23 protein-coding genes are annotated in these 26,456 nt (G+C 39.3%); 5 read left to right on the top strand and 18 right to left on the bottom strand.

The features are described 5' to 3' along the window. Positions 1-260 precede the first annotated feature (260 nt). Positions 261-1,181 (bottom strand): ribose-phosphate diphosphokinase, encoded by a 921-nt coding sequence (locus tag V7097_RS04160; protein WP_335702365.1) that lies wholly within the window; start codon positions 1,179-1,181, stop codon positions 261-263. Positions 1,182-1,371: 190 nt separating this feature from the next. After that, the gene (locus V7097_RS04155) at positions 1,372-1,962 is read right to left on the bottom strand and encodes a hypothetical protein (protein ID WP_335702330.1); all 591 of its coding nucleotides are present in this window, start codon (positions 1,960-1,962) and stop codon (positions 1,372-1,374) included. Between the two features lie 214 nt (positions 1,963-2,176). Between V7097_RS04155 and V7097_RS04150 the strand changes: the two genes are divergently transcribed. Beyond that, on the top strand, positions 2,177-2,932 hold the full coding sequence (locus V7097_RS04150; protein WP_335702329.1) for a sugar phosphate isomerase/epimerase family protein: 756 nt from the start codon (positions 2,177-2,179) through the stop codon (positions 2,930-2,932). A 43-nt stretch (positions 2,933-2,975) separates the two neighbouring features. Here the strand turns inward: V7097_RS04150 and V7097_RS04145 are convergent, their stop codons facing one another. Then, complete coding sequence (locus tag V7097_RS04145; RefSeq protein WP_335702328.1) at positions 2,976-3,752, bottom strand: AraC family transcriptional regulator; 777 nt, start codon at positions 3,750-3,752, stop codon at positions 2,976-2,978. A gap of 126 nt (positions 3,753-3,878) precedes the next feature. On the opposite strand from V7097_RS04145, the gene V7097_RS04140 reads away from it, so the two are divergent. Both V7097_RS04140 and V7097_RS04135 read left to right on the top strand, forming a co-directional pair. Next, positions 3,879-4,910 carry a Gfo/Idh/MocA family protein gene (locus tag V7097_RS04140; protein WP_335702327.1) on the top strand — a complete coding sequence of 344 codons (1,032 nt, stop codon included), beginning with the start codon at positions 3,879-3,881 and terminating at the stop codon, positions 4,908-4,910. Positions 4,911-5,074: 164 nt separating this feature from the next. Further along, positions 5,075-6,043, top strand: a complete 969-nt coding sequence (locus V7097_RS04135; protein WP_335702326.1) for a sugar phosphate isomerase/epimerase family protein — start codon at positions 5,075-5,077, stop codon at positions 6,041-6,043. 171 nt (positions 6,044-6,214) lie between these two features. Here V7097_RS04135 and purU read toward each other — a convergent pair whose 3' ends face one another. From purU to rbsK, 4 genes are all read right to left on the bottom strand, one after another. Next, positions 6,215-7,102, bottom strand: coding sequence for a formyltetrahydrofolate deformylase (gene purU, locus V7097_RS04130; protein ID WP_335702325.1), 888 nt, complete (start codon positions 7,100-7,102; stop codon positions 6,215-6,217). Positions 7,103-7,359: 257 nt separating this feature from the next. Further along, positions 7,360-8,508, bottom strand: coding sequence for a M20 family metallopeptidase (locus V7097_RS04125; protein WP_335702324.1), 1,149 nt, complete (start codon positions 8,506-8,508; stop codon positions 7,360-7,362). 173 nt (positions 8,509-8,681) lie between these two features. Next, a complete protein-coding gene (locus tag V7097_RS04120) occupies positions 8,682-9,599 on the bottom strand; it encodes a nucleoside hydrolase (RefSeq protein WP_335702323.1) in 918 nt (305 codons plus the stop codon). A 3-nt stretch (positions 9,600-9,602) separates the two neighbouring features. Further along, entirely contained in the window at positions 9,603-10,517 is a 915-nt protein-coding gene (gene rbsK / locus V7097_RS04115) for a ribokinase (RefSeq protein ID WP_335702322.1), read from the bottom strand. A 424-nt stretch (positions 10,518-10,941) separates the two neighbouring features. Between rbsK and V7097_RS04110 the strand changes: the two genes are divergently transcribed. Both V7097_RS04110 and V7097_RS04105 read left to right on the top strand, forming a co-directional pair. Next, on the top strand, positions 10,942-11,874 hold the full coding sequence (locus V7097_RS04110) for an LCP family glycopolymer transferase (RefSeq protein WP_335702321.1): 933 nt from the start codon (positions 10,942-10,944) through the stop codon (positions 11,872-11,874). 118 nt (positions 11,875-11,992) lie between these two features. Beyond that, complete coding sequence (locus tag V7097_RS04105; RefSeq protein ID WP_335702320.1) at positions 11,993-12,442, top strand: hypothetical protein; 450 nt, start codon at positions 11,993-11,995, stop codon at positions 12,440-12,442. Between the two features lie 183 nt (positions 12,443-12,625). Here V7097_RS04105 and V7097_RS04100 read toward each other — a convergent pair whose 3' ends face one another. The 11 genes from V7097_RS04100 to V7097_RS04050 all read right to left on the bottom strand — a co-directional run bounded on the left by V7097_RS04100 (position 12,626) and on the right by V7097_RS04050 (position 26,440). Next, positions 12,626-13,618, bottom strand: a complete 993-nt coding sequence (locus V7097_RS04100) for a Gfo/Idh/MocA family protein (protein WP_335702319.1) — start codon at positions 13,616-13,618, stop codon at positions 12,626-12,628. Continuing rightward, the gene (locus V7097_RS04095; protein ID WP_335702318.1) at positions 13,615-14,304 is read right to left on the bottom strand and encodes a hypothetical protein; all 690 of its coding nucleotides are present in this window, start codon (positions 14,302-14,304) and stop codon (positions 13,615-13,617) included. The genes V7097_RS04100 and V7097_RS04095 overlap by 4 nt, the downstream gene beginning before the upstream one ends. A 40-nt stretch (positions 14,305-14,344) precedes the next feature. Continuing rightward, positions 14,345-15,226: an ROK family protein gene (locus V7097_RS04090; RefSeq protein WP_335702317.1), complete on the bottom strand. Its 882-nt coding sequence runs from the start codon at positions 15,224-15,226 to the stop codon at positions 14,345-14,347. A 66-nt stretch (positions 15,227-15,292) separates the two neighbouring features. Further along, on the bottom strand, positions 15,293-16,153 hold the full coding sequence (locus V7097_RS04085; protein WP_335702316.1) for a sugar phosphate isomerase/epimerase family protein: 861 nt from the start codon (positions 16,151-16,153) through the stop codon (positions 15,293-15,295). 113 nt (positions 16,154-16,266) lie between these two features. After that, positions 16,267-17,811, bottom strand: coding sequence for a DUF4127 family protein (locus tag V7097_RS04080; protein WP_335702315.1), 1,545 nt, complete (start codon positions 17,809-17,811; stop codon positions 16,267-16,269). A gap of 116 nt (positions 17,812-17,927) precedes the next feature. Then, positions 17,928-20,396, bottom strand: a complete 2,469-nt coding sequence (locus V7097_RS04075; protein ID WP_335702314.1) for a DUF4855 domain-containing protein — start codon at positions 20,394-20,396, stop codon at positions 17,928-17,930. 26 nt (positions 20,397-20,422) lie between these two features. Then, complete coding sequence (locus V7097_RS04070) at positions 20,423-22,357, bottom strand: hypothetical protein (RefSeq protein ID WP_335702313.1); 1,935 nt, start codon at positions 22,355-22,357, stop codon at positions 20,423-20,425. 54 nt (positions 22,358-22,411) lie between these two features. Then, positions 22,412-23,011, bottom strand: coding sequence for a YesL family protein (locus V7097_RS04065; protein ID WP_335702312.1), 600 nt, complete (start codon positions 23,009-23,011; stop codon positions 22,412-22,414). A gap of 60 nt (positions 23,012-23,071) precedes the next feature. Beyond that, the gene (locus V7097_RS04060; protein WP_335702364.1) at positions 23,072-23,908 is read right to left on the bottom strand and encodes a carbohydrate ABC transporter permease; all 837 of its coding nucleotides are present in this window, start codon (positions 23,906-23,908) and stop codon (positions 23,072-23,074) included. 65 nt (positions 23,909-23,973) lie between these two features. After that, on the bottom strand, positions 23,974-24,903 hold the full coding sequence (locus V7097_RS04055) for a carbohydrate ABC transporter permease (RefSeq protein WP_335702311.1): 930 nt from the start codon (positions 24,901-24,903) through the stop codon (positions 23,974-23,976). A 229-nt stretch (positions 24,904-25,132) separates the two neighbouring features. Beyond that, positions 25,133-26,440, bottom strand: a complete 1,308-nt coding sequence (locus tag V7097_RS04050) for an ABC transporter substrate-binding protein (protein ID WP_335702310.1) — start codon at positions 26,438-26,440, stop codon at positions 25,133-25,135. Between the last annotated feature and the right edge of the window lie 16 nt (positions 26,441-26,456).

The raw sequence follows: 26,456 nt of genomic DNA, 5'->3' as shown, positions 1-26,456 counted from the left end.
CGCATATATCTGATCGTTGACGCATATCCGTGTGAACCGAAGCATATTTCCGATCGTTGACGCAAATACGCATAATTCGAAGCATATATCTGATCGTAGACATAAATCCGCTTGAATCGGCGCATATATCTGATCGTTGACGCATATCCGTGGGAATCGACACATATTTCCGGCCGTAGACGCATATCGACATAAATCGACGCAAATATCCCTCAAAAAAAAAGCCGCCCCACTAAGTGGAACAGCCCCGTTAAAAATTTCTATTCAAATAAAGGACTCACAGCTCTTTCGTTGTGGATGCGGTCGATTGCATTCACTAGCAATGGCGCAATGGAAATGGTTGTGATTTTATCGATTTGTTTTTCTTCTGGCAATTGAATGGAATTTGTAACGACCAATTCCTGAATTGGCGAAGACTCAATTCTTTCAATCGCTGGACCAGATAAGACTGGGTGCGTACAGCATGCGTATACCCCTTTTGCTCCCATTTCCTTTAAAGCTTGTGCAGCAATGGTGATCGTTCCCGCTGTGTCAATTAAGTCATCAATGATAATTGCATTTTTCCCTTCGATGTGACCAACAATATTCATGATTTGCGCCACATTCGGCTTCGGACGGCGTTTATCGATAAAAGCGATTGGCGCATTTAGCTGGCTCGCCAATTTTCGTGCACGAACAACCCCACCTTGGTCGGGCGCCACTACTACAACATCATCAAGCTCTTTTGCCGCAAAGTATTTAGAAAGAAGTGGGACACCTACCAATTGATCCACAGGAATGTCGAAAAAACCTTGGATTTGTGGTGCGTGAAGGTCCATTGTCAAAACCCTGGTTGCACCCGCAGTTTCTAGTAAGTTTGCGACAAGCTTCGCTGTGATTGGTTCACGAGAGCGCGCTTTTCGGTCCTGTCGTGCATATCCGTAGTAAGGAATTACAACGTTAATGTCTTTGGCAGACGCTCTTTTTAGCGCGTCAATCATGATTAATAATTCCATCACGTGTTCGTTTGCCGGCTGGGAAGTCGATTGTACCAAGAATACCTCACTTCCACGCACACTTTCTTCTATGTTAATATGTATTTCTCCGTCACTAAAACGAGATACGGAACATTTCCCTAACTCGCAGCCGAGTAACGTCGCCATTTCCTCTGCTAGTTTTGAATTCGAATTTAAACTGAACATTTTAAAACATTCATTCAATTGATAAGCCACTGTTTGTCCTCCATGCAAATATAGTCTATATATAATATAACCTAATTCTGCAGGCATTTACATAGGGTCAAGTCACAAATTTCGACAAAAAATATGGTAAATGCTTCATGCCATAAAAAATGGAAACCCTGAGTTTACTGGATTTCCATACGATCATCACCTAATGTAATTCACTAAACCCAATTATTCTAAAATCCAACCCCTCTTTTGCGAATGTATATTGAAATTTTTGCAACTCAGGGTGCTTACTTTCAATGATTAACTCATATTGATTAAATTGACGTTTGATATCGATGACTTCCCCTTTTTCAAAAGAATCAATGCTGGGGTAACGTCCTAAAATCGAAAAGGAAGCTGCCATTTCACTTACGACTACATCTTTCGCAAGCTTGTCACGTTCTTTGCTAGGTTCAGAATTAGAAAGCTGATGAAGTATTTCAATTTTATCAAATCCCACTTCTTTTAAATAGTTTTCAGTATAAAAATACGGAGTGAATAACTCATATGTAAAGAATAGGATAATGAGAAAGCTTGTCATTACTTCAATTGAAAATTTAAAGCGCAGTGATGCCATCCATTTATTTAACTTCTTAACGACCCTAACTATGAAAATAATGATGAGAATATAAATAATAAACTCAATTATAAAATGGATAAAAAGAAAATTTATGTAATGTTCATTTTGAAAGAAAATAAAAAACAAAAACACACCCACTAAAAATAAAAATGCTTTCTGAACTAGTTCACGCATCCTATTCCCCCTTACTTCTTATAAAAAATATTCGATAAATTACAAATTTATCCTTCTTTTATCTATTATGTGTCGCACCTTTTCTCGGCTTATTTTTGTATAGAACTTTAAATAGCAAAATAGTATACATTCTAGTTAAATTTTCTATTCTTATTTTCATACATGCGTCGTAAAATGTAATCAAATAAGATATATATGGGACGGAGGCAGAAGAATGGGTAAGATTCCAGTGGCGGTGCAAATGTTTACATTAAGAGATAAGTGTGAAAAGGATTTTTTTGGTACTTTGCAAAAAGTAGCTGATTTTGGTTTTGATGGTGTGGAGCTTGCGGGATATTGGGGCTACACAGTAACAGAAGTTAAGGAAATGCTTAATAAACTTGGTCTTAAAGTTGCAGGCAACCATATTAGTATAGATGAATTACAAAATAATATAGCTCAGATTATCGAAGACCAAGATATACTAGAAAACCAATATGTTATATGTCCTTTTTTACCACTACATCTACGAGGTGAGGAAGGCTATAAGAATCTTGTCTCATTTTTGAATGAGACAGGTGAAATCTGCCAACAAAAAGGTATAACGCTCTGCTATCATAATCATGATTTTGAGCTAGAAACATTATCAGATGGAAAGACGGCTCTTGATATGATTTTTACAGACACAAATCCTAACTATGTTAAGGCGGAGTTTGATGTTTATTGGTTGACTAAGGCAGCTGAAGATCCGGTCGAGTGGATGGAACGATATATAAATCGAACACCGCTGGTTCACCTGAAAGATATGACTTTGGATGGGGAGAAATTCTTTGCTGAACTTGGTACGGGCGGCGTCAATCTTGAAGCAATTCTAAATCGCGGTGAAGAAAACGATGTGCAGTGGTGGGTCATTGAGCAGGATGTGTGCAGACGTGATCCATTTGATAGCATTGAAATGAGCATTCAATATTTGAAAAAAGCAGCCCTATAATTGGTCCTTTAAACCCAAGAATAACATGCATTCTTGGGTTATTTTATCCTTCTAATCGTCTATAAACCCCTGGTGAGACCCCGTATTTCTTTTTAAAAACCTTATGAAAATATGGATAGCTCCCAAATCCGCATTCCTCGGCAATTTGCTCGAGTTTCATGGTAGTATATTTCATGCGCTCAATCGCAGAGGCCAAACGAATTTCCTGTGCGTATTCAATCATCGTTTTCCCGACACTGTCTTTAAATAGATGAACCGACCTTGAGACACTAAGTCCAACATGCTCAGCAACATCTTCCACTTTAATGGCTATTGTCGCGTGTTCTTCAATGTAACGCATCATTCTTGTCACCTTATAGGGATAAGGATGGGATGGCACGATTTCGTTCATCGTTTGTTCCATAGTAAGGCAGAGCGACCTCAACAAATAGTCAGTAAGTTCATGATTTTGACCTGATTGTGGCCTTCGTTTTTCAACAATAATTTGGTTCCAGAGGGAAAGGAGTTTTCCATCAAGATCAATATGGTAAATGCTTTGTTTTGGAGAACGGCTCCACCATTCATCGACCCAGTCGCCTTTACAGGTTATGTGATAATCACCACTTTTTTGTCCTTCTTTTACAAAAAGCTCATAGTTATCGCCAGGCTTAATGAGTAAAAGGTCCCCTTTTTTCTGTTCCAATTTTTGTCCTTTCACCACGACCTCGCAACTACCTTCTGTTTGCAGTCGAAACAGATATTGCGGAAATCCTTCTCTATGTTCGGAACGGTAACCCTTCGTGTGATAGGAATACCCACAATAGAAAATGTTGGTTTTCATAAGCATGCTCCAATTCTCACAAGATAGCAAAATAATAGATATTTTTATTATATCATCTATGTTTAATCGTAAATAGTTACGATAAGATGTAATCAAATAGACAATGTTTTAGGGAGTGATTTTTTTATGGAGAAACTTAAAGTAGCAGTTATAGGTTGTGGCAGTATTGCCCAGTATCGCCATTTACCTGAATACAAAGCAAATCAACATGTAGAAATAGTTGCTGTTTGTGATAGCAATGAAGCCCGTGCTCAAGATACAGCTGAAAAATATGGGGCTAAAGCATACATAGGGTATGAAGATTTATTGAAGAATGCTAACGTCGACATCGTAAGCGTTTGCACACCGAACTATCTTCACGCACCTATTACAATTGCAGCGTTGAATGCTGGAGCGCATGTTCTTTGTGAAAAACCAATGGCGACCTCACAAGAAGAAGCAAAAGCGATGATTAATGCTGCTAAAGAAAACGGAAAAAAACTCATGATTGCTCATAACCAACGTTTTGTTGCATCTCACAAAAAAGCTCGCCGGTTCATTGAAAACGGCGAACTTGGTAAGATATATAGCTTTCGTACAGCCTTCGGTCACGGTGGTCCTGAAGGTTGGAGTATAGACGGAAAAGACAGCTGGTTTTTCCAAAAAGACAAAGCATTTGTAGGGGCAATGGGGGACCTCGGCGTTCATAAAACAGATTTACTTCGATATATCTTAGGAGAAGAAATCATCGAGGTTGGTGCATTTGTGGAAAACAGTGCGAAGGATTTCTCTAATATCGATGACAATGCGGTTTGCATTTTAAAAACAGAAAGCGGGATTGTTGGAACACTGGCGGCAAGTTGGGGGTACAACAAAGAGGACAACTCAACGATTATTTATGGAGAAAAAGCCGTTTTGCGTTTAGGAGATGACCCAAGCTACTCCATGATTGTCCATTATGCAAATGGAGAAGTTGCCAAATTTGAACTTGCCAAAATCCAATCAAATGATGAAGGCGGACAACATAATTCTTTTGTAATTGACCATTTTGTAGAATCCATCATACAGAACCAAGAGCCTCAAATCCCTGGTGAGGAAGGGATGGAATCATTAAAGGTTATCTTGGCTGCACTTAAGTCAAGCGAAACAAAGCAAATTGTGAAAATTAGCGAACTTTAAAAAGGGAATATTTTTGGAAAACCTCGCATTTGAATCATTGGGCGGGTAGTATTGCACTGTATTGCCACCTCCCGCTTTCACAAGTTAAGTGGAGTTAATCCTGAGGTGGCTCTTTTGATTTCAAGAATCATTGATCAAATATATGAGAATAGAGGAACTTTATCATGAAATTAGGCGTGTTCACCGTTTTATTTGCCGAAAAATCATTTGATGAAATGTTAGATACAGTAAAAGAAGTAGGTCTCCATGCAATAGAAATTGGAACTGGTGGCTATCCAGGTAACAAACATTGTGATTTAGATGGCTTATTAGAAAATGAAGGGGCACGTACCGAGTATTTGAAAAAGGTACAGGAACGCGGCTTGACCATAAGTGCCTTTAGCTGCCATGGTAATCCGATTTCACCAGACGAGAACCTCGCAAGGGAATCTCATGATACTCTTTTAAAAACGATAAAATTGGCATCTTTTATGAATGTTTCGGTGGTAAACTGTTTTTCAGGTACAGCTGGAGACCATGAAGGAGCAAAATATCCAAACTGGCCAGTTGCTGCATGGCCGAATGAATACAATGATGTGTTAAAGTGGCAATGGGAGAAAAAACTTATTCCCTACTGGAAGGAAGTTGGACTATATGCGAAAGAGCATAATGTAAAAATTGGTCTAGAACTTCACGGCGGCTTTTTAGTGCATACGCCATATACTTTGCTAAAATTGCGCGAGGAAACATGCGATGCCATTGGTGCAAACCTGGATCCAAGTCACCTTTGGTGGCAAGGAATCGATCCGGTTGCAGCCATTAAAATTCTCGGAAAAGAAAACGCAATCCATCACTTCCATGCAAAAGACACCTATATTGATCAAGAAAATGTAAATATGTATGGGTTAACCGATATGCAACCTTATGGAAATGTCCGCACACGTGCATGGACGTTCCGTTCCGTTGGCTGTGGTCATAATATACAGGAATGGTCCGACATGATGAGTGCCCTGCGCACATATGGCTACGATTATGTGGTCAGCATCGAACACGAAGACCCACTCATGTCCATCGAGGAAGGATTTAACCGAGCAGTCACTAATCTAAAATCGGTGTTGATTGAGCAGCCAGTTCCGAAATTGTGGTGGGTTTAATAGGATAGTGTGTGGGTGTGGATGTGTGGATTTTGTGAGTAGGAATGCGGATTGCAGATTTGTGGCCATACCAGAATAATTTCGTATTGGGATTTGATTCACAAAATAGTGTCTTCATTAGAACTGGCCATTGATTAAAAGGGGCACCACGTGTGGTGCCCCAACAATTTTTTAAAACACAATCGTCTTATTGTGATCCACGATAATTCTGTCCTCAAGATGCCATTTCACTCCACGTGCAAGCACGTTTCGTTCGATCGTTTGACCGATTTTTTTCAGTCTAGCCACATCGTCACGGTGATCAACGCGGGCGATATCTTGTTCAATAATTGGGCCCTCGTCCAAGTCGTTTGTTACATAATGGGACGTCGCTCCGATTAATTTTACCCCACGCGTATAGGCGCGTTCATACGGTCTCGCTCCCACAAACGCTGGCAGGAATGAGTGGTGGATATTGATTATTTGATTTGGATATGCTGCGACAAAATCAGGTGTTAATACCTGCATGTAGCGCGCAAGCACGATTAAATCAATGTCATACTCTTTTAAAAGCTGTAATTGCTGTTCCTCAACCTGTTTTCGGATATCTTTGTTCGCGGGAATGTAAACGAATGGAATCCCAAGGTTTTCAACAACAGGTCTCGCATCCTCATGATTGCTCACAACAACCGCAATGTCCGTCATCAAGTCGCCGCTTTGCCATTCCCATAAAAGCTCGTGCAAACAGTGGAGCTGCTTGGAAACAAAGATAGCCGTTCTTTTCACATTTTGGACATCGATTAGCTTCCACTTCATTGAAAATTTTTCGGCAATATCTAAAAATGCGGACTCCATCTCCGGCTTTTTCCCCGTTAAAGATGGGCAGTCAAATTCAATTCGAAGATAGAATGTTCCTTCTTGATGGTGTGTGGAATATTGACTGGATTCAATGATATTTGCATCGAATGAATATAAAAATTGGGAGACAGCCATCACGATGCCCGGTTGATCCGGACAACTCACCAATAGCCTTCCGTGATTCTGATTCTTGCTTTGAAACTCTTCCTTATTAAAATACATGTTCATAACCTCACATTAATTAATGAGGAATATTATAACAGTATCCTAGATAGTTGTCTAAATAATTCGGAAATTATCGACAAAATTTGCGTCTAGGCAAGTTGGGGAGGGAGTTGCAAATATTTGACCAAACAACGCATTTCCCCGTGAAAAGATGCAAAAATCCACGCTAATGACGCAAATTCTAATCAGGACGCAAAAAAACCGAGCTTAGACGCAAAGCTCAGTTTAATTGTTACAAATCCACCCAAACTTTTTTACTCATTCGCCAGTTTTTCAATAAGTAGCGCAACTAGCGCACTTCTTACCGGCATTTGCGAGATAAGCAGATGCTCGTTTGACGCGTGGGCCCCGTCACCGACTGGTCCTAACCCATCTAAAGTTGGGGCAAATTGAGACGCGAAGCTACCGTCACTTCCGCCACCACTTGCTTGTTCTTCCAGGTCAAAACCAAGATAGTCCTTCGCCAATTCCTTTGCTGTTTCAAACATTTTTGTAATCTCCGGCGTTTTTTCCATCACTGGACGGTTGATGCCACCCGTTACCTCAATTGTTAAGCCTTCCTTAGATGGCGTTAAGCCTTGAATTAATGGGATAACTCGATCAAATTCGGCGTAATTTTTCACGCGCAAATCCAATTCGGCCTCGGCTTCAGCAGCGACCACGTTAGATGCACTTCCGCCTTTTACCAGTCCGATATTTAAGGTAGTTCCTTTTTCAAAATCCGTCAATCCGTGTAAATAAAGGGTTTGTCGGGCAAGCTCCTCGATTGCACTTATTCCTTTTTCAGGTTCAATGCCGGAGTGCGCAGCAAGTCCCATCACTTTTATGTTAAACATGCCGACACCTTTTCGGGAGGTTTTCAGTTTTCCTTTAGTAGAAGCTGCTGCGGATTCTAGAACAAGCACAAATTTGCTGTTCTTCGCTTCGGCTTCGATTAACGCTTGCGAGGATTCACTTCCAATTTCCTCATCCGTTGTAAACAACATGACAACTTTTGTTTTTAAAGGAACCTGAAGTGTTTTAAGGGCATGTAGTGCAAACAAACCTTGCACAATGCCACCCTTCATATCGAATGCCCCCGGCCCGTAAAGCTTGTCGCCATCAATCCGGAATGGGAGATCTTCAAGCGTACCCTTTGGCCAAACCGTATCCATATGCGCTAAAATCAAAATTTGCTCGTCACCCTCGCCAAACTCACAGCGAAAATGATCTCCGAATTGCTCATTCTTAAACCTCTGAATCGAACCACCAACATATTTTTTATAAAGCTTCTGAACCTGTTCACCCACTTGGTCCACCGCTTCTTTATCATGAGACGGAGACTCCAACTCCACTAACCCCTTCAAAACCTCCACCATCTCAGACTCTTTCTCTTTCAAAAACGCCACAACCTGCTGTTCCATTACAATGCCACCTTTTTGGTACATAATTTGGAACAGAGGACGGGTCCCATATCCCACCAATATTTACCTGGGTCGATGAACCTGTCCCCATGTCCCTTCAAAATCCATATATTATAACAATATTACAACAATTGAACCCATGCCACTATTTTTGTAGCATGGGTTCGAAATTTCTATTGTTTAACAGGTACTCTTTTTAAAAAGTGATCCAAGAATTTTGGCGCATCGACTTCGGTGCATACTTGGATTTTGGGGTTTCCTTCCGCAACCGATACCGTTCTGCCGTCTTCTTCGCCTTCAGTAATTACATCGACTCCTATGTACTTCGTCTTCACAAAGCTTGAGTCAATCGCCACACCTACTGCTAATGGATCGTGGAGTCCACAGCTACCGATTCCGGGGTTAGCGGATTCATAAAAGTCATGATAATAACTGACCATGTCTGCAAAAAATTCGCCGACCTCAGAACCCCGCCACGCATCTACTTTTTCCCTTGGCAACAAGGTCTGCATTGTCACATCCAACCCAACCAAGGTAATCGGTAAGCCTGATGACAACACGATTCTTGCAGCTTCGGGGTCTGTGATAATATTCGCTTCCGCATGTGGTGTCACGTTTCCTGGCACAAAGACCGCTCCACCCATAATTACGACCTCGGAAACTTGCCCGACAATCTCTGGTGCCTTTTGAATCGCAAGAGCTAGGTTAGTCAACGGTCCAACGGCGATAATGGTCACCTCATGTGGAAGCTTTTTTACCTGTTCAATGATAAAATCAACCGCAAACTCGGGTTCCTCCGAATTTACTGGTTCAAAATCCAACACATTTCCTAATCCGTCTTCCCCGTGTACATGTTTCGCAAATCCTTCACGGTTTCCACGAGCGAGTGGCTTTGCCGAACCCGCAAAAACGGGGATCCTTTTTTCAAGCTTTTCTAAAACCGCCAACGTGTTTCGTGTTGCCTCATCAACTGCGACATTTCCGTAACACGTCGTTAATCCAAGAATGTCAAGCTCAGAGGAATTCACCGCATAAGCAATCGCCATCGCATCATCTATTCCTGTATCCACATCAAATATAATTTTCTTCATGGTTTACCTCCTAAAACTTTGTGTTTCTTCAAGTGTTGGCATAGAGGCTTGAGCTCCTAGTTTTGTAACTGTCAAAGCTCCGACTGTATTTGCAAATTCAGTGGCATCGTGCAGATTTTTGCCGCTAACGAGTGCTGTTGCAAGTGCACCTGCGAATGAGTCGCCCGCCGCTGTCGTATCTACCGCCTTCACAGTGTGTGGGTCGACAGAGAACGTTTCCGTTTCCTTCAACACAATAACACCTTTCCCGCCAAGCTTTGCAAATACCGTATCTACACCTTTTTTCAATAGCTTTTTGCTGGCCATTTTCGCAGATTCCGCATCCGAAATATTCGCTTCAGCCACAATTCCTAACTCACTCTCATTTGGGACGAGGTAAGTCACTTTTTTATAAAGCTCGTCTGGAAGCTTTCGTGCAGGCGCAGGATCGAGCATAACCGGAACATTGTATGTATGAGCGATATTTGCAACTTCAATAACTGTCTCCAGAGGAATCTCCAGCTGCATCATCACAAGCTTTGCCTCACGAATGACTTGCTCGTGTTTTCTCACATATTCAGGTGTCACATGGTCATTGGCGCCCGGGGACACGATGATGCTGTTTTCCCCCTCTGCATTCACGCTGATCACAGCTACACCTGACGAAACGCCGCGAATTTTTTCAATATGAGAAGTATCCACACCGACTTCGTTCAAGCCTTTTAAAAGCTGCTCGCCAAAGATATCCTCTCCAACGCACCCTAGCATCGCAACTGAAGCCCCAAGCTTCGAAGCCGCATACGCTTGGTTGCCTCCTTTTCCACCATTACCTGTAAAAAAGCCATGACCCAGGACCGTTTCGCCCCACTCTGGTCGCTGTTTCACATTCACCACCATGTCCACATTCAAGCTACCAACAATAACAATATCCGCAGCCATCTGACATCCCCCAATCTTTGATGGGACAAAGGGACAGATCCGTGCCCCACCGAATTTCCCCTGGGACAATGAACTTGTCCCTGTGTCCCTACTTGTAAAAACAATCATTTAATATAGAATATTATAGACAAACTAATGAGCAGAGGCAAAAATGGTGTGTTTGTATGAGGAGAGTGAAGTAAAAGATTTGGTTCATGGGAATTTGCGGTACTTGGTGGATTTGCATTCTCGTATACTTCCGATATTTGCGTCTTCATCCCCAAAATTTGTATCCCCTCACCAGCTTATTACCCTCACTTCGACAAACTTCGAGCATGATTAGACATTTTTTTCTACATTTGTGTAACTTTTTCTCTTCTCAAACGTCTAATACATGTGTACTATTTTATTCAGCTAGTAAACTACTAAAAAGGTGTTGATAAATATGAGTCGAGTTAATCGCCATGCGAAAAAGAATACAAAACGCAAATGGCCAAAAGTTGTTGGGATGATCACTCTTGTTTTATTTTTAGCCATCGGTGGCTACGCCGTTTATTTATATCAATCAGTTGCCAGTACGGTTGGAAAAATGCATAGCGACCGTGGTCCATCAGACAAACGGACAGAAGAAATCGATATCTCGAAAGCCGATCCGATTTCCATCCTGCTCATGGGTGTTGATGAACGCTCGGGTGATAAGGGTCGTACCGATTCGTTAATCCTGGTTACCGTTAATCCAAATTCGAAGTCCATGCAAATGCTAAGCATCCCTCGTGATACTCGAGTGGAGATTGTCGGCAGAGGCAAACAGGATAAAATCAACCACGCATACGCATTTGGTGGCGCAGATATGACGATTGATACCGTTGAGCATTTTTTAGATGTACCAATCGACTACTATGTGAAGGTGAACATGGAAGGTCTCCAGCAAATCGTTGACGCACTTGGTGGTGTACAGGTCAACAGTACATTCGCGTTCTCCCATGAAGGTGCATCATTCGCTGAGGGTCCACAGACCTTAAATGGCGAGCAAGCTCTTAAATATGCGCGGATGCGATATGAAGATCCTCGTGGTGATTTCGGTCGACAAGACCGCCAAAAGCAGGTTATCCAAGGGATTATTGATAAAGGTGCAAGCTTCACTTCTGTCACAAAAATTGATGATATCCTTGGTGCGCTTGGCACTAATGTAACAACCGATATTTCCTTTGATGAAATGAAAACCATCCAATCGAAATATAAGGATGCTCGTCATAACATCGAGCAATTCAGCATTAACGGCGTTGGTCAAACCTTAGACAGCTGGTACTGGATTGTCTCCGAAGAAGAACGTCAAGCTGTCTCAACACGCTTGAAACAACATTTGGAAATCCAATAAATTTGTGTTAGCAACCGGTCACGTGCCGGTTGCTTTTTTATTGCACCTTACATGTTTTCCTCCTTTTTCCACATACTAATTGGGACGACGGACCTGTGTCCCAAAGGAGGTTCTCATGATGAAATTAAAAATTTTACTTAGTATAGCGTTATTATTTATATCCTTTTCACCCGCCAGCGCAGCGGAGAAATCGCCTTTTTTTGGTGTAAGTGCGACAGTAATGCAGGTAGAGGATGGTACGTTTGAGGTAAAAACAAAGGGTGCTGAGGAAAACGAAGGATTTGTTTTTTCACCAAAAGGGGTTAAGAGTGGCGAAACAATTGTGTTCCAAGTGCAGGTGAAGGGTGAGGGCGCAGTCTACTTACTTGTCGACGAGACAGATGCGCGAGGGACTTTTTTAGCAGAGACCGTATCACCGGTCATCGGCTTGCATAACCCGTGGCGGACGATACAGCTTGAGGTTGAGCTTCAGGATACCACCTCGCAGATCGATGCAATGGTGCTTACAAACAAGCAAGAGAAAACCACTTTCATGTTTCGGAACGTAAAAATGATTGTAAAAAAGTAAAGGGTGCCAGCTAAGGGCATCCTTTATTTTTTTACCTTTCCCTGGAATCCGATGGCAACGGCTAGTAACCGGGAGCTTCACACCATTCTTTTAAATATGAATTTCAATCAGTATAGCCTTTCCTGCTTGTTCGGGATTAAATTGTAAAGGACATACCAATCCTCAAGCGGCCCCAAAGCAGGCCTATCGGGTTATCTCTTTAGGTAGTTGTACTCTATCTCCCTTTTCGCTTGACTCATATGCTGCAAGAGCTACTTCCAAAGCCTTCAAACCATCATATCCTGTTATGGATGGTGCTCTTCCTTGCTCCACACATTCTACAAAATCCTGTATTAAGCCAAAGTCCATGTCATTGCCGAAGAAAACATGCTGAAGTGATTTTGCTCCACTCATATACATTCGTACATGCTCTTTAAAGGCGTCAACTTTGATTGTTTGTTTCGTACCGATCACTTCAATTGTTACGTCGCCCCATGTTGGGTATTCATTGAATCGTGACCAACTTGCATCATGTGTTGCAATCACGCCATTTTCAAATTCCAAGGTAAGTATTCCTGCATCATCGATGTCAATTTCATGGAAATATGAGTTAACAATTGCATTGACTTCGGTGATTTCTTTCCCTAAATACCAACGCATGATATCTACCATATGTACCGTATGGTCGAGAACTGCTCCACCGCCAGATAGATTTTTATCAATAAACCAACCACCTGGATTTTGCCCACGATTCGTTGTCCTGAACGCAACAACCTCCCCAAGCTCGCCATCCTCTATTAGCTGTTTCAGCTGTGCGATTGGTGATGCAAAACGAACCGGAAACGCAATTTGTAAGATCACGTTATTCGCTTCACATGCATCAATCATTTCCTTTGCATCAGCTACTGTAGTTGCAATTGGCTTCTCACATAGAATATGCTTTTTTGCATTTGCAGCGTTAATCACCATTTCCTTATGGTGGATGTTTTCACTACAAATAATGACTGCTTCCATTTCTTCCTGTAGAAATGCCTGCTGGTCTTCGAAGAATTTTGTTTTGTATTGATCTGCGGCATTAATTCCACGTTCAACATTATCGTCGTATATTCCAACAATCTCAACATTTGATAATTTTAACAAGCTATCTGCATAGCTATATGCATGCATGTGTGCAAAACTCATTATTCCAATCCTCATTCGTTAGCACCTCCAAAAACAAGTTGCGTGTAAGCATGTAACTGATTCACCATATCTTGATCGGCCTTTCTGGCATTCGAAATTATGGAATCTATCGTATAAGATAATGTCGTATACTTTTTCGGTTGTAATGGATTCATTTCTTCACTGTTAAACTCGATAATTTGTTTTATCCCGCTCCACTCAAGCTCAATTTGTTCCTCAGAATCACAAACTGTATATTCCAAATGCGCCATTGCTTGCTCTTTATAATCTACAGTAACAATGATATGGTAAGGCTCTATTGAACGATCTGAGTACTTTACTCGGATCGTTTGTGGATCTCCTAATATTGAAGAAAACATATATAGATCACTAGCTACTAGTTTTTCAATATCCTTTTTTCCTATTTTCCGTCTAAAACGTAGCACACCTTTTTTATCGGTGATTGTTTCTTTTATTTTTCGAAAAAATGGATATTGCTCTAATTCAAAAAACACATGCACATTTTCTGTAACAGATTCTAGTAATGTAGATGGTATGTAAACTTTATCTAACCTGTTATGACTGGCATGATAATTCTCCTTATTCATAACGATGGTTTCAGGTTCTTCTGTTACATGATCTTCGGACTCAACTATGCTAATTTTGCCTTTCTTTATCGTAAGGTTCGTTTTCTTAGGGTCCGTATATACAATTGTCCGCATTCCTTTTTCCTCCTTGTGTTTGATGTATTCAAAGCTACTGCTACCTCGTCTTCTGCATTTCTAAAAAGTGATATACAGCCCCGATCATTCCAGACTGATTAGAGAATTTCGAAAGTACAATACCAGTATTATGATAAATAGAAGGTTGTGTATATTTTTGAACCTCGCTTCGAATCTCCTCTAAGAATTGATCTCCACGACCTGTTACTCCACCACCTATGACAACTTTTTCAGGGTTAAAAATGTAGATCAGATTTGATATCCCAATTGCTAAATGTCGATAAAATTCGTCAATAGCCTTCTTGATTTGGATATCACCACTATCGTATAACGAGAAGATCTCTTTCCCTGTCCACGCGCGATTATTCTTATATTCCTTGGCCAATTGAACCAATCCTGAAATAGAGGCAACCTTCTCAAATGGTTGACCATCTATCAACATGTATCCCCATTCACCTGCGCTAAATGAATGACCGGAATAAAGTTTGTTATGAATAACGATCGCCCCACCTATTCCCGTACCAATGGTCAAGGTAATGAAGTTATTTGCCTCATGATTTCCTTTCCATAGTTCACATAATGCAACACAATCAACATCATTTCTGACTTCGGTAGGGACCTGAAGTGCAGCTGTAACTAGTTGTTTAATTTCTAAACCTTTATAATAGGGTATCGTATCTCCTGCACCAACGATAGTTCCTGTATGGAAATTCACCTGTCCTGCAGTACTAATCGCTACGCCTGCTATCTGGTGATTTTGTAATATTCTTCTCCCAACCTCGATTACTTTATTGATAATCGAATGTCCACCGAGATGGGCTTCTGTATCCATTAGTGAATGTTGAATCACTTCACCACTTTCATAAATAATTCCATATTTAATATGACTACCACCAATGTCAAACGCAAGGATTTTTCTCATTACAAGCTGCCTCTTTTCACTATCCATTTGATCCCTATTACAAATAGACTCCATCGTTTTAAAAAGTCACCTGAACAAAATACTTTTTGCAAAATCAAAGGATGCCTTTGCGCCAAAACGACACTCTTCTAGACCTTCGAATTCAATTGAAATATAACCATCGAAGCCTGAGTTTCTAATCAGTTCAATGATATCAGTCATTGGAAGATCACCATTACCAACGATTGCACCTCTTAACTGATTTCCAAAGTGAGTGGTAAACCATCCACCAAATCGGGTTACGTTGTCTTGTCGATAGTAAAAATCTTTTAGATGGACAACCGATGCATAAGGTAAATTATTCTTCACTGCAGTTAGTGGATTTTCGTCATAGCACAAGAAGTTCCCTACATCCAGAGTAGTTCTAAAGTTGTCACGATTTACTTGTCGCACAATCGTTTGAACACGGTCACTTGCTTGCACATAGTACCCATGATTTTCAATACTCGTTACAATTCCTTTATCGCTAGCATAATCAGCGATTCGTTGGCAAGCTTCCACTAGCTTTGGTAAGTCCTTTAGGAAATGCTCCAGTGTACGTTCATCAGCTTCCCTGCTTGCTATATCATGACGCATATATGTAATACCCAGCTGTGCACAAACATCAACATGCTGCTTGACTCTAACAATTTCCTTTTCAAATGCTTCCTCTGACTCACAGATAAAGTTCGCACCAATGGCATAGTTGGAAAGGTCAATCTGAAGCTGGGATGCTTTTTCTTTTACCTGTTCAATTAACTCTGGACTTTCTACAAAATCAAATCCCATTGGGACAAGCTCAACATGCTCCCCTCCAATGTCTTTTACCCATTCAAGCACATCAAAAATGTCCATTTCACCTTTACTAATTGCTTGATATAAACTATATGAGCTCATTCCAAGTTTCATATAAATTACACTCCCTGTTGAATTTAATGGTAAGAATTGCGAAATCAACCCATTTAGACGCAAATCATAATAACAGAACTCTCATTTTCAACTACACCAGGTGAGAATACATGTCATCCCTTTCGATAAGACACTTCTATCCCAATCTCAAACATTCTCCTCCAAGGGGAATATACCTCAATGAGATTGATTTCTCCTTTGTTCGTTAAAAGACTTCTATTAATAAAGGATTCTAGCTTTTCCTTTATGGCTTGCTCAATCGTTGTTAGATTTTCTGATATATCGAAATATGTTCCAAGATTTTGAGCGACAATTTCTTTATTCATTTCAGTCTTTACAATGGCTTGATAGCCCCAGTCTTCAATTAATCTGGCATAAAAAAATTCTCTACTTTTATTTTTTACATCTAGTTGATTACTATTTTGATAGAATGCTTCAATGATGGCATGAGCAATGACTGTTCCCAGTGAATTTCCTGAGGTGTTCCAACCGGCATACGCATTTATTTCATCAAGTAAACGATTGTCTGAAAGTAAATTCATGAGCACCACATCACTGCCATTACAAAGAGCAACATCTGCTACACCTATGACTTTCCCTTTCCCTACATAATGTTCAATGGCTTCAATAAATTCTTGATAATTAATTTCTGAGAAATAGGAGGGGTGACGTTCATGTAGCATATGTACAGGTTCAGCAATTAACTCTTGACTCACCGCAGGAGAATGTACCATCAGGACCACATCAGATTCAATACTATGATCAACCACTTTTCCACCTGCAGTTGTTATTTGTGATTTAATACTTTCTCCTAATGAGCGATCCTCACATTTGGGAATGATGTAAGGGCCCTTTGTAGAGGAATAACGCACAAAAAACGATGGTGTAAATTGATGTATCTCACAAAATACCTTCGCAAATAACGTACAGCCTACCTCATCTGCCCCAGGATAAATGGCCACTTTATCGAGTAATCCATCCCTTACTACTTGTTGAATATGTGATCTTTTTTCTATAGAGCTAAATCCATATTCAGCATTATCATCTAGTGGTATAACCAGATAATCAATGATGCCTTGTTTCACTAATTCAAGGGCATGTTTATTCGCTTTTTCATTCGTTTTACGTCTAGTGGTATAATCCTTTACTACTTCACTTGGAATTTCTTTTTTTAGTTTTACAAAGTCTTTTTCTTCTGCTTCCGTAAGATGTCCACTATCTTTTTTATCTAGCAAAACACCATAACGAAATAACCTCTCCCCGTACGTTTGATAATAGTCGGGTTCCTCATCATTGCTGTTATATGCAGGTGTTCGCATAATCAAAGTAAAAGCATATATTTTTAGGTTCTTATTTTGTTCTTTAATTGCAACAAGCTGATTGAGCCTATTGATCAATTCATCAGATGATAACTCGTGGATACGTGATGGCACAATTCCACCGTATAAAAGCATATCAAGTGAAAGTACAAGATAATCCGTGTCCACACTTTCTTGTTTTAACCAATCACATACTTGAGTTATGTTCGCGGGGATCTTCTTATTTCCTAAGATGGACATATTCGGAACAGTTAACTTTAGATCCGTCATTGCTGCTAGTTGCTGAGGATAGATTGCATTACACGGCCGTTCGTCTAATGGTAAATACACGATTTTCATGTTGCATACCTCCAAGGAAAAATCAACATTCTTTTATTTCAAAGAATCTCTTCCAATCAAGTTGTCCCTACTTGATTGGAAGATTTGTACGTTAGTTACAATGGTCTATCATTCAGTTAGTTCGCATTATTTTTCACTTTAATATCCTTTGTGAATACCTTTGATTTACCGTTATAGGTTACAACTACTTCTACTGTTGCCTTTCCATTTTTGACTCCGGTAACTACTTTTTGGTATTTATTTTCCCCTTTGTCCCTTATGGTGATGGCATCGCCCTTGACGATTGACCACTCATACTCGACATCCTGCCAAGGAATTAAATACCCATTTTCAAAGAAGCTCTGCATTGTTAATGTTGCTTCTTTGTCGATTGCAAGGATTGAGTTTCCACCTTTTAACTTATCGAAGCTCCATGGTGATACTTCAATTACAACGGATTTCGCTTCTATTCCATTTACGATTGCACGAATTGTTGCTTTCCCTTCCTTAAGGGCTTTTAGGTTGCCTTCTGGCGTTACTTCAATAATTTCCGAGTCTACACTTTCAAACTGTGCATCCTGTACGTCGGCTGGATTTCCATGTTCATCCTTGACCACTTCATTCACAACTGTAGGAGTCCATTCACTTCCAATGTCCATTGTTGGAACACTAGATGGTAGTGTAATTGCGTATTCTGGAACGACAGCCATGTTTTCATAGTTTCGTAATGAAATATTGTCAAAGTACATAGTTGCACCATCTGTGTTAAATTCATGCATGGAAAGTGTCATTCGAATAATATTACTCGTATCAACACCCTCAGCTTCTAATTCCTTTAAAAATATTTCTACTTCATTCCATTGATTCGGTTGAAGAGTCACTGTTTTAGCCCTAGAGTTTGCCCAGCTATACGAATTGTACATAAATTCCAAGACTAACTCCTGCTCTTCATTCGTATCGTTATATACAGAAAAGGCAATTGAATCATATTCGCTCCAATTGGTATTTGTATAATTCACAAATTCACGATCCGAACCTACTAAGCTTTCAGAGTTTGAGTCGATAAATGCTCTTACTGGCCCCCAACCTCTTGGAAAACCTACTCTTAATGACTGGCTTCCATCATAGGTTTGCTCACTACTAAGCGATCTTGAGACAACCTGATTTCCTCCTACATTAAACTCCCCTTGGAAATCTCCAATTGTATAGGAATCTATGAGGTTTTCACCTTCTGGATTCGCCAAAATGACATCCTGGTAAACCGTTTCATCTACAGGAATGTCAAAATCAATTTTTTTACTTGGAAAGCCTTCCTTGCTAAAAGTAAAGCTATTTTTAATTGAATATAATCCTTCTTTTGAAATTCTTCCATTTTCGTCAGTTGCACCAATAACACCATTTTCATCACTAACAGTTACATTTGATAATGGATTTCCATCTCTATCAATGACTCGAATATCTAGATTACCAGTTGGTGGAACATATTCTCCCTTTGAAAATTGATAAATGTCTTTATATAGCTTTTGACCAACTGGACTTTGGTGATGGTATAAATCATAAATTGCATATACATCCTGGTAGTAAGCTAATAGCGAATCGGACATATATTCATATTTGACCCCGCCTATTAAGTAATTATGTAAGACTTGTCGGTAATGTGGGTCTTCCATTGCTCGCATATCAAACTCAATTTCAATTCCTTGCTCATTCGCTTTCGACATATTTGCGGTCTCTGCGATTCTATCAATTGTCGTATCAAGCTGGAAGAAATGATTTGGTTGAACTAGTGTGAAGTCAAAGCCATGCTGATTTCCATTTGCTTTTTCCCCTGCTCCTGACCATGGAATCCAACCTAAACGCATATCAAGACTGTTTAAGTAGTCTGCTGCATATTTTACATTTTCCTTTTCACCCGGAACCGTTGTATCTAAATCCTCCTGAAGCCAGTAAAAACCTGCTAGGTTTAGATGTTTATATTTTTGATTGTGGAATCTTGAAGTCATTGTATCTATATACCACTTTACGAGTTCATTCCGCATTTCTAAGCTTTCTAGATTAGCGGAGGTCCCGTCTCCTTTAAAGTCCCCAAAGTCCTTACTTTGTGGATCTGGAAAAGGGAGAGTTAAATACACATTTACTTTTTTACCAGGATCATCTAGTGTTGAACTTACCTTTTTAACAGCCTTATCTAGAGCTTCTAGTTGTTGATTTTTCACAAACATGCGGTCCATCGCCCATTCCCAATCCTTCAATGTTCCTGGCTTTGAACCTTCTACCCATTCATACCACCTGGTTAGGCTACCGTTATATGGTGTTTTTGTCGCAAGCATCAAGAATGTATCAAAAAAATAATCCTCTGCGACACCCTCTTCATTCAGATAACCAACGTAGGGCAAAAACTTCTCCACGTCATAATCTCCAATATTCTCACCATCATAATTTTTCGGGTCGTAATAGCCCGTGTAAATTAAAGCAATGTTGGAGGAATAATTCGATATCTCCGTTTCCTTTGGTAGATACTCCGCAAATGCGGATGGTGCAAAAAGACTGACAACTAACATAACGCTTACCAACAAAACAAGTATTTTCTTCTTAGAAAATATCATTCAACAATCCACTCTCCTTTTTTGATTTAAACATGTATTGCTTCATAATGAGGTTTTAGTTGTTTTTCTAAAAGCCCCATGAAAAGCCCTGCGGAAACTTCTGCCACTGTCCATCCAGATTCAATTGACCATGGTCCCCACCCTACATCAGCAGGTGAACCAAATACCTCTTTCCTTTCAACATCAAATGCTCTTGCCCAAGCCCCGTTTATTTGAGCGTTATCACTTTGAATTTGTGTCTGTATAAAAAACGATGATATGCTTTCCCATCGATCCTTGAATATGTTGTCTCCGGTCACCCAATACGCTTGGATAAAGCCAATTGGTAGCCAGTTGTTGGAATATAGCAAATCCACAATCGGATCTCCATTTTTCGTTAATAAGGAGCTTTCACCTTCTCCAATTTCGTGTCGCATGCTTGCCTTATAACCGGAGTCTCGTTCCAAGTACCCTCCTGAGGGATGCCTAAATTGTTCTAAATCATTTGCAACTTGGTACAGCCATTTCTTGTGTTCTTGGTTTTCAGTCACCCAATATAACCAGCTTAGAGGTAATATTAGCCTGCAATATTCTTGTGTTTCACTTTGTTCTCGAATGGTATCAGGGTAGACACTCATGATGGTCGTCAATCCCCGTATAGCCGTTTCCTTGAATTCTTCAATTTCGGTTAATTTATAAGCCAAGAGTAATGCTGCATAGTAATAAGCATTATAATGTGCGCTTGCGAAATTGCCTGGAGTCTCTTTTAACTCCTTCAATTTACTCTTATCTAGATTTATATTGTCGGTACGTGAAACCCTTGTTCCATCTGTACCTGTCGTTTTCACTAAAAACTGTAAGGCACTTACACAGGAATCTAGATTTGTATTCGTTTTCAAATAGAAGCATTTCAATAATTGTGGAATAATTGCTCTAGCAACATCGTCTTGATAACATACTCCCCATGCTTCATTTGTCCAACGCATCATTCCATTTAAATCTCCCTCATCTTTGTTTACATAATTTTCAAATACAAAGTTTAGTAGATTATCTGAAACCTCGATGCTTTCTTGATTGCCAGTTAGTAAGTAATCAAAAAAATAAGGAAGGGAAATCTCTCCAATACAGTCGGCTCTAAGTACTTTACTTATACGCTGACTTCCATCAGAATAAATTTCTGTTCCTAGTCCTTCAAGTGCCCCGCTTTTACCCTTATCTAGGATGATTCCTGCGTTTTCAAACCAGGATATCGCTTTTTCAGCACTTTCTTTTACGTTATTTGTAAACGACTTTCCTTCAACGTTTTCTTTTCCTGTGGTATATGAAGACTGATATTCATGTAAAGCTATCTTTTCATCAATTAACCAGCCCAAAATAAACTCAATCACTTTTTTACTAGATTCCCATGGAGTATAACGAGCCCTTTTAAAAGAACTCAAACGGAAGGAACAAATTAGTAAATTTTCGGGGTCATCAAACCATAAAGCACGATCAGAAATATTTTCAAACAACTCATCGTTTATATCAATACGATCATGAGCATGCATTCTAACATATTGCAGAATAGGTATATTGTGGCGGCAAGCAATATCATGTGGTTTAATCCGCATACCACATTGATCATCAATCAAGGTTCCCACTTCTACTTCGGGGATTTCAAACTCACTGGAACAATACACGAGTCGATCATAACGGGTACTCTCCGGTGGAGAAAAGTAGACGTTGCCAATACTTGCTACATATTCCACAAACGTTCTTTTACCCTTTTTTATCTGTTCTTCAAGTGCGATTCGATTCTTTGGATCTAACAAAAGGGGAGTAGCGTTTCCCCCTCCGAGGACAGCAATACTATCGAAATGGTCTAAATTTGTATCTTTAATTTCAGTGGGGTTAATCACCGTTACTTCTTCATGTAGGCTCTTTAAAACCTCGAGAAAGTCGCTTTCGTAAAAAGTAATCACTAAGATTTTTTTTTGCTTCAATTAATAAAACCTCCACATTAGCAAATTAAAAAAGAATTTGTATTTTCGGGCTTGCTAATTGATTTTTTCTTCTATCCTTTGTAAGGATCGTTCAATAATCACGTAGTATACATAGGTGAATACACTAAACGCACACAAGAACGGGAGAAAACGGAAAACGGTAGAAAGCATAACAAGAACTACGAGAAAAAAAAGTATGGCTAGGATTGAAAATGGTTTGTAGAACGATAAATAAAATGAATTTTTTACCAACTGTTTGACATTCATTTTATAGTTCAACACCAATGGATACATATAAATAAACATCGATACAACAATAATTGTTATCAAAATAATAACGGGAAGGATGAATTCCTTTCCTACCTCTACAAAGTTCAGTATCACAAAAAAATCAACTACTAGGATAGCAAAGATAATCAGTTGAACGATGCTTACCGCTAGACCCTTTCTAAAACTCGCCTTAAATTGCGTAAAGAAAGTGGATGTAATGGGTGGGTCGTTTTTTTGTGACCATTCCCGAATTACACCCATCATTGCAAGCCATGCTGGAGCTATTGTAACAATGGGCAATGATGAAATAATAAATAGGGCATTTAAGTATGCAAGATTACCTGCAATTTCTAATCCTCGAAAAAATTTTCCATCATATCTCATTGCTGTTCAAACCCCTTTTTGATTTTCAGTAATTATGAGCCCATTGTATTTTCATAGAAATTATTTAAAACCAGTTAACGTTACACCCTCGATAAATTGTTTCTGTATAAAGAAGTAGAGGACAATGACCGGTAATGTAAACATTGCTGAAGACGCCATTAACATTCCCCAATCGATGTGGTTCGACCCAATAAACGCCTTAAGCCCAATGGAAAGTGTCCATTTTTCAGGATCATTTAAATAAATTAATGGACCTAAGTAATCACTCCACGCTCCGAGAAAGGTTAAGAGAGCAACAGTGAACAAAGCTGGTTTTGACAATGGCAATATAATCTTCCAGTAAATTTTAAATTCGGAGGCACCATCTAATTTTGCAGATTCTGAATACTCATTCGGTATCCCTAGAAAAAACTGTCTTAATAAAAAGATGTTAAAGGCCGCTCCAAAAAAGTTTGGCACTACTAACGGAAGGATTGAATCAACCATTCCCAATTTATTAAATAATACATATAGCGGTATCATCGTTACTTGGAAAGGCAAAATCATTGTAGACATCATTAAAAAGAATAGAAAATTACGACCTTTAAAATGTAATCTTGAAAAGGAATATGCTACTAATGGTGAAGCCAATAATTGGCCAGCTACCGATAGTAAACAAATGAGTACTGTATTCCATAGATATTGGAAGAATGAAATGGTTGCCATTGCATCCGTGTAATTCGTCCAAATAAATTTTTCAGGTAACCACTGAGGTGGAATAGCAAAAATTTCATCTGGTGTCTTTAGCGACGTTAACATTAACCATACAAAAGGTGTTAGAAACAATAACCCAACAACTGCTAAAATTGTATGTGGGAGTACCGACGATTTTACACGTTTGCTGATTGCCTTACTCATTTTCTTTGGTGTTGGTGCTTGTCGTTTGTTTGGTTCAATTTGTTCTGATAATGCAGTGTTAGCCATTATTTTTCACCTCCGTAATAAACCCATTTAGCAGATGATTTGAATACTAGAATTGTAAGAATTAACACGATAACGAATAAGATCCAAGCCATTGCAGAAGCATATCCCATTTTTAAGAATGAAAATGCCGTTTGATACAAATACACCGCATAGAATAGCATTGAGTTTTCAGGTCCCCCGACCGATTGCGACTGAGTTCCTAATACATGTGCTTGTGTAAAGGTTTGGAATGAGCCAATTAATCCAATAATCAGAAGAAAAAGCGTAATTGGTGATATGGCAGGAAAGGTAATATGCCAAAACTTTTGCCATATATTTGCTCCATCAATTTCAGCAGCTTCATAAAACGTTTTAGGTACATCCTGAAGTGCAGCAAGGTACATAATTGTATTGGTTCCTGTTGCCCAGAATCCCATGATGATAATTGCTCCTTTCGTCCAAGCTGGGTCCAGTAACCAGTTAGGCTCAAATAGACCAATTGCACCTAAAAATTCATTGATTAATCCATATTGTGAATTAAATAACCACATCCACAATAATGAGCTAGCTACTACAGGCACAAGAGTTGGAAGAAAGTAAATAGTTCGGTACAAAGATTGACCTTTTACATTCATGTTAAGGATAAGAGCCATAACAAGGCTAAAAACTAATTGAGGTACTAATCCAAATACAGTAATGTAGACTGTATTGTAAAGCGATAAATAAAACTTATCATCCTTAAACAATTCTTTATAATTTTCAAGTCCTGCCCATTCTGGAGCCGTAAACAGATTATAATTTGTCAGACTATAGTAAAATGACATTATAATTGGGTATAGTTGAAAAATAATAAACCCAATTATCCACGGACTTGCAAATAAGAGACCAACTAGTAACGCTTTTCTCTGTCTTGTAGCTGGTGAAATTTCCTTATATAGTTTCCCTTCCATTCCTTTTCCTCCTTCATGCAGAAAAGAGCAATACAGCTTATGTCCAATGTTAATAATAGGAATATCATCTAGAACCAATGTCATAAGTAATTTCTTAGATTGAGAGATTCACACTCTATTATTTTGGAACAACGGCTTTAACATGTAAGCTCCCGTACCAAGCAAGGTGTAAAGATCTTTGCTTAGTACGGGTTAGTTATACAAGTTATGTCTTATAATCTTTTAAAAACTATTTTTTAGAGTTCTCTTTATCAGCTAATGGCTGGATTTTTCCTTTTACATTATCCATTGCTTCTTGTGCTGAGAGATCGCTTCTTAATACTTGTTCTGTTTGTTCATTTAATGCTTGCAAATATTCATTAATATAGATGCTATTTGGGAAACCTTTCAAGTTATCACTTTTCGCTGCTTCGTAGAATTCCCACATGATTTTAACATCTTCGTTTTCTGTTAAACGTGGATTATCAAGCGCAGATTTTACAACTGGAATATTTCCATAATCGAGTGCAAAATCAATTTGATTTTCTTCATCAAGTAAAAACTTCATAAAATCCCAAGCTGCATCTTTATTGTCCGCATTTTTAGGAATATACAGTGCAGTTGGTGAAACCATACCAGATCCTTTTAAGTCAGGGCGATCTTTAGGGTAAGGGAATGGAGCTACACCAATTTCACCATCTTCTCCTCTATAATCTCTGAAATTGTTTTCCCAACCGATCATCATTGCTAATTTACCCGTAATTAATGGATCCTGTGGAGTTTCAAAAGCCCCCATCCCAGAACGAATTTTACTAATTGCATCTACACCAAACTCTTTATAGAACTCTTTTTGGTATGCAATAGCTGCCACATTTTCTTCGTTGTTTGGTGTAACCTCGCCTTTTTCCTCATCGTAGAAGGAGCCACCAAACACGATTGGCCAAAATACATTGTCAATCCAAGGGTAGTCTGGAATGAACCCGATTTGAGCAAGTTCCCCATTTTCTTCTTTTGTCAATTTCTTCGAATACTCAAGTAATTCTTCCATTGTTTCTGGTGCTTCCGTTAATCCTGCCTCTTCAAATGCTTTTTTATTATAAAAAAGTTTAGAAGCCATGCTCATTGTCAGCGGCATTCCGAACTGCTGCTCATCAATCTTCATTCGATCAGAAGCTGCTGGAATAAGGGCGTCTATATTAAAGTTATCTTTTTTAATAAATTCATCTAATGGTTCCAATGCCCCAGCTGCAGCCCATGGTCCAACTAAATTCCAATAGATAAACGCGATATCGGGTGCATTTCCTCCTGAAATAGCCGTTAATTGCTTCTGGTCATCCTGATTAGTTAATAGTTTTACTTTCACTTTATCCTGGCTTTGGTTATATTTTTCAACTATATTTACCATAGGACCGGCATCTTTGTCACCTAGTACACTCCAAAACTCAATTTCAACAGGACCTTTTGAATCTCCTTTTCCAGAAGATTTATCAGTGTTTGTACACGCAGCTAGAGCAACAGTTAATAATAATGCTGATAAAAGAAATAACCATTTTTTCATTTTTCCTTTTCCCCCT

Source organism: Bacillus sp. JJ1562 (assembly GCF_036962705.1).
Lineage (GTDB): Bacteria > Bacillota > Bacilli > Bacillales > Bacillaceae_L > Ferdinandcohnia.
This window is presented reverse-complemented; position numbering and strand designations above follow the sequence as displayed.

Bases quoted from the DNA above. Each gene is read 5' to 3' on its own strand.
- V7097_RS04160 (WP_335702365.1), bottom strand. From the start codon at position 1,181: ATGTTCAGTTTAAATTCGAATTCAAAACTAGCAGAGGAAATGGCGACG.
- V7097_RS04155 (WP_335702330.1), bottom strand. From the start codon at position 1,962: ATGCGTGAACTAGTTCAGAAAGCATTTTTATTTTTAGTGGGTGTGTTT.
- V7097_RS04150 (WP_335702329.1), top strand. From the start codon at position 2,177: ATGGGTAAGATTCCAGTGGCGGTGCAAATGTTTACATTAAGAGATAAG.
- V7097_RS04145 (WP_335702328.1), bottom strand. From the start codon at position 3,752: ATGAAAACCAACATTTTCTATTGTGGGTATTCCTATCACACGAAGGGT.
- V7097_RS04140 (WP_335702327.1), top strand. From the start codon at position 3,879: ATGGAGAAACTTAAAGTAGCAGTTATAGGTTGTGGCAGTATTGCCCAG.
- V7097_RS04135 (WP_335702326.1), top strand. From the start codon at position 5,075: ATGAAATTAGGCGTGTTCACCGTTTTATTTGCCGAAAAATCATTTGAT.
- purU (WP_335702325.1), bottom strand. From the start codon at position 7,102: ATGTATTTTAATAAGGAAGAGTTTCAAAGCAAGAATCAGAATCACGGA.
- V7097_RS04125 (WP_335702324.1), bottom strand. From the start codon at position 8,508: ATGGAACAGCAGGTTGTGGCGTTTTTGAAAGAGAAAGAGTCTGAGATG.
- V7097_RS04120 (WP_335702323.1), bottom strand. From the start codon at position 9,599: ATGAAGAAAATTATATTTGATGTGGATACAGGAATAGATGATGCGATG.
- rbsK (WP_335702322.1), bottom strand. From the start codon at position 10,517: ATGGCTGCGGATATTGTTATTGTTGGTAGCTTGAATGTGGACATGGTG.
- V7097_RS04110 (WP_335702321.1), top strand. From the start codon at position 10,942: ATGAGTCGAGTTAATCGCCATGCGAAAAAGAATACAAAACGCAAATGG.
- V7097_RS04105 (WP_335702320.1), top strand. From the start codon at position 11,993: ATGAAATTAAAAATTTTACTTAGTATAGCGTTATTATTTATATCCTTT.
- V7097_RS04100 (WP_335702319.1), bottom strand. From the start codon at position 13,618: ATGAGGATTGGAATAATGAGTTTTGCACACATGCATGCATATAGCTAT.
- V7097_RS04095 (WP_335702318.1), bottom strand. From the start codon at position 14,304: ATGCGGACAATTGTATATACGGACCCTAAGAAAACGAACCTTACGATA.
- V7097_RS04090 (WP_335702317.1), bottom strand. From the start codon at position 15,226: ATGAGAAAAATCCTTGCGTTTGACATTGGTGGTAGTCATATTAAATAT.
- V7097_RS04085 (WP_335702316.1), bottom strand. From the start codon at position 16,153: ATGAAACTTGGAATGAGCTCATATAGTTTATATCAAGCAATTAGTAAA.
- V7097_RS04080 (WP_335702315.1), bottom strand. From the start codon at position 17,811: ATGAAAATCGTGTATTTACCATTAGACGAACGGCCGTGTAATGCAATC.
- V7097_RS04075 (WP_335702314.1), bottom strand. From the start codon at position 20,396: ATGATATTTTCTAAGAAGAAAATACTTGTTTTGTTGGTAAGCGTTATG.
- V7097_RS04065 (WP_335702312.1), bottom strand. From the start codon at position 23,011: ATGAGATATGATGGAAAATTTTTTCGAGGATTAGAAATTGCAGGTAAT.
- V7097_RS04060 (WP_335702364.1), bottom strand. From the start codon at position 23,908: ATGAGTAAGGCAATCAGCAAACGTGTAAAATCGTCGGTACTCCCACAT.
- V7097_RS04055 (WP_335702311.1), bottom strand. From the start codon at position 24,903: ATGGAAGGGAAACTATATAAGGAAATTTCACCAGCTACAAGACAGAGA.
- V7097_RS04050 (WP_335702310.1), bottom strand. From the start codon at position 26,440: ATGAAAAAATGGTTATTTCTTTTATCAGCATTATTATTAACTGTTGCT.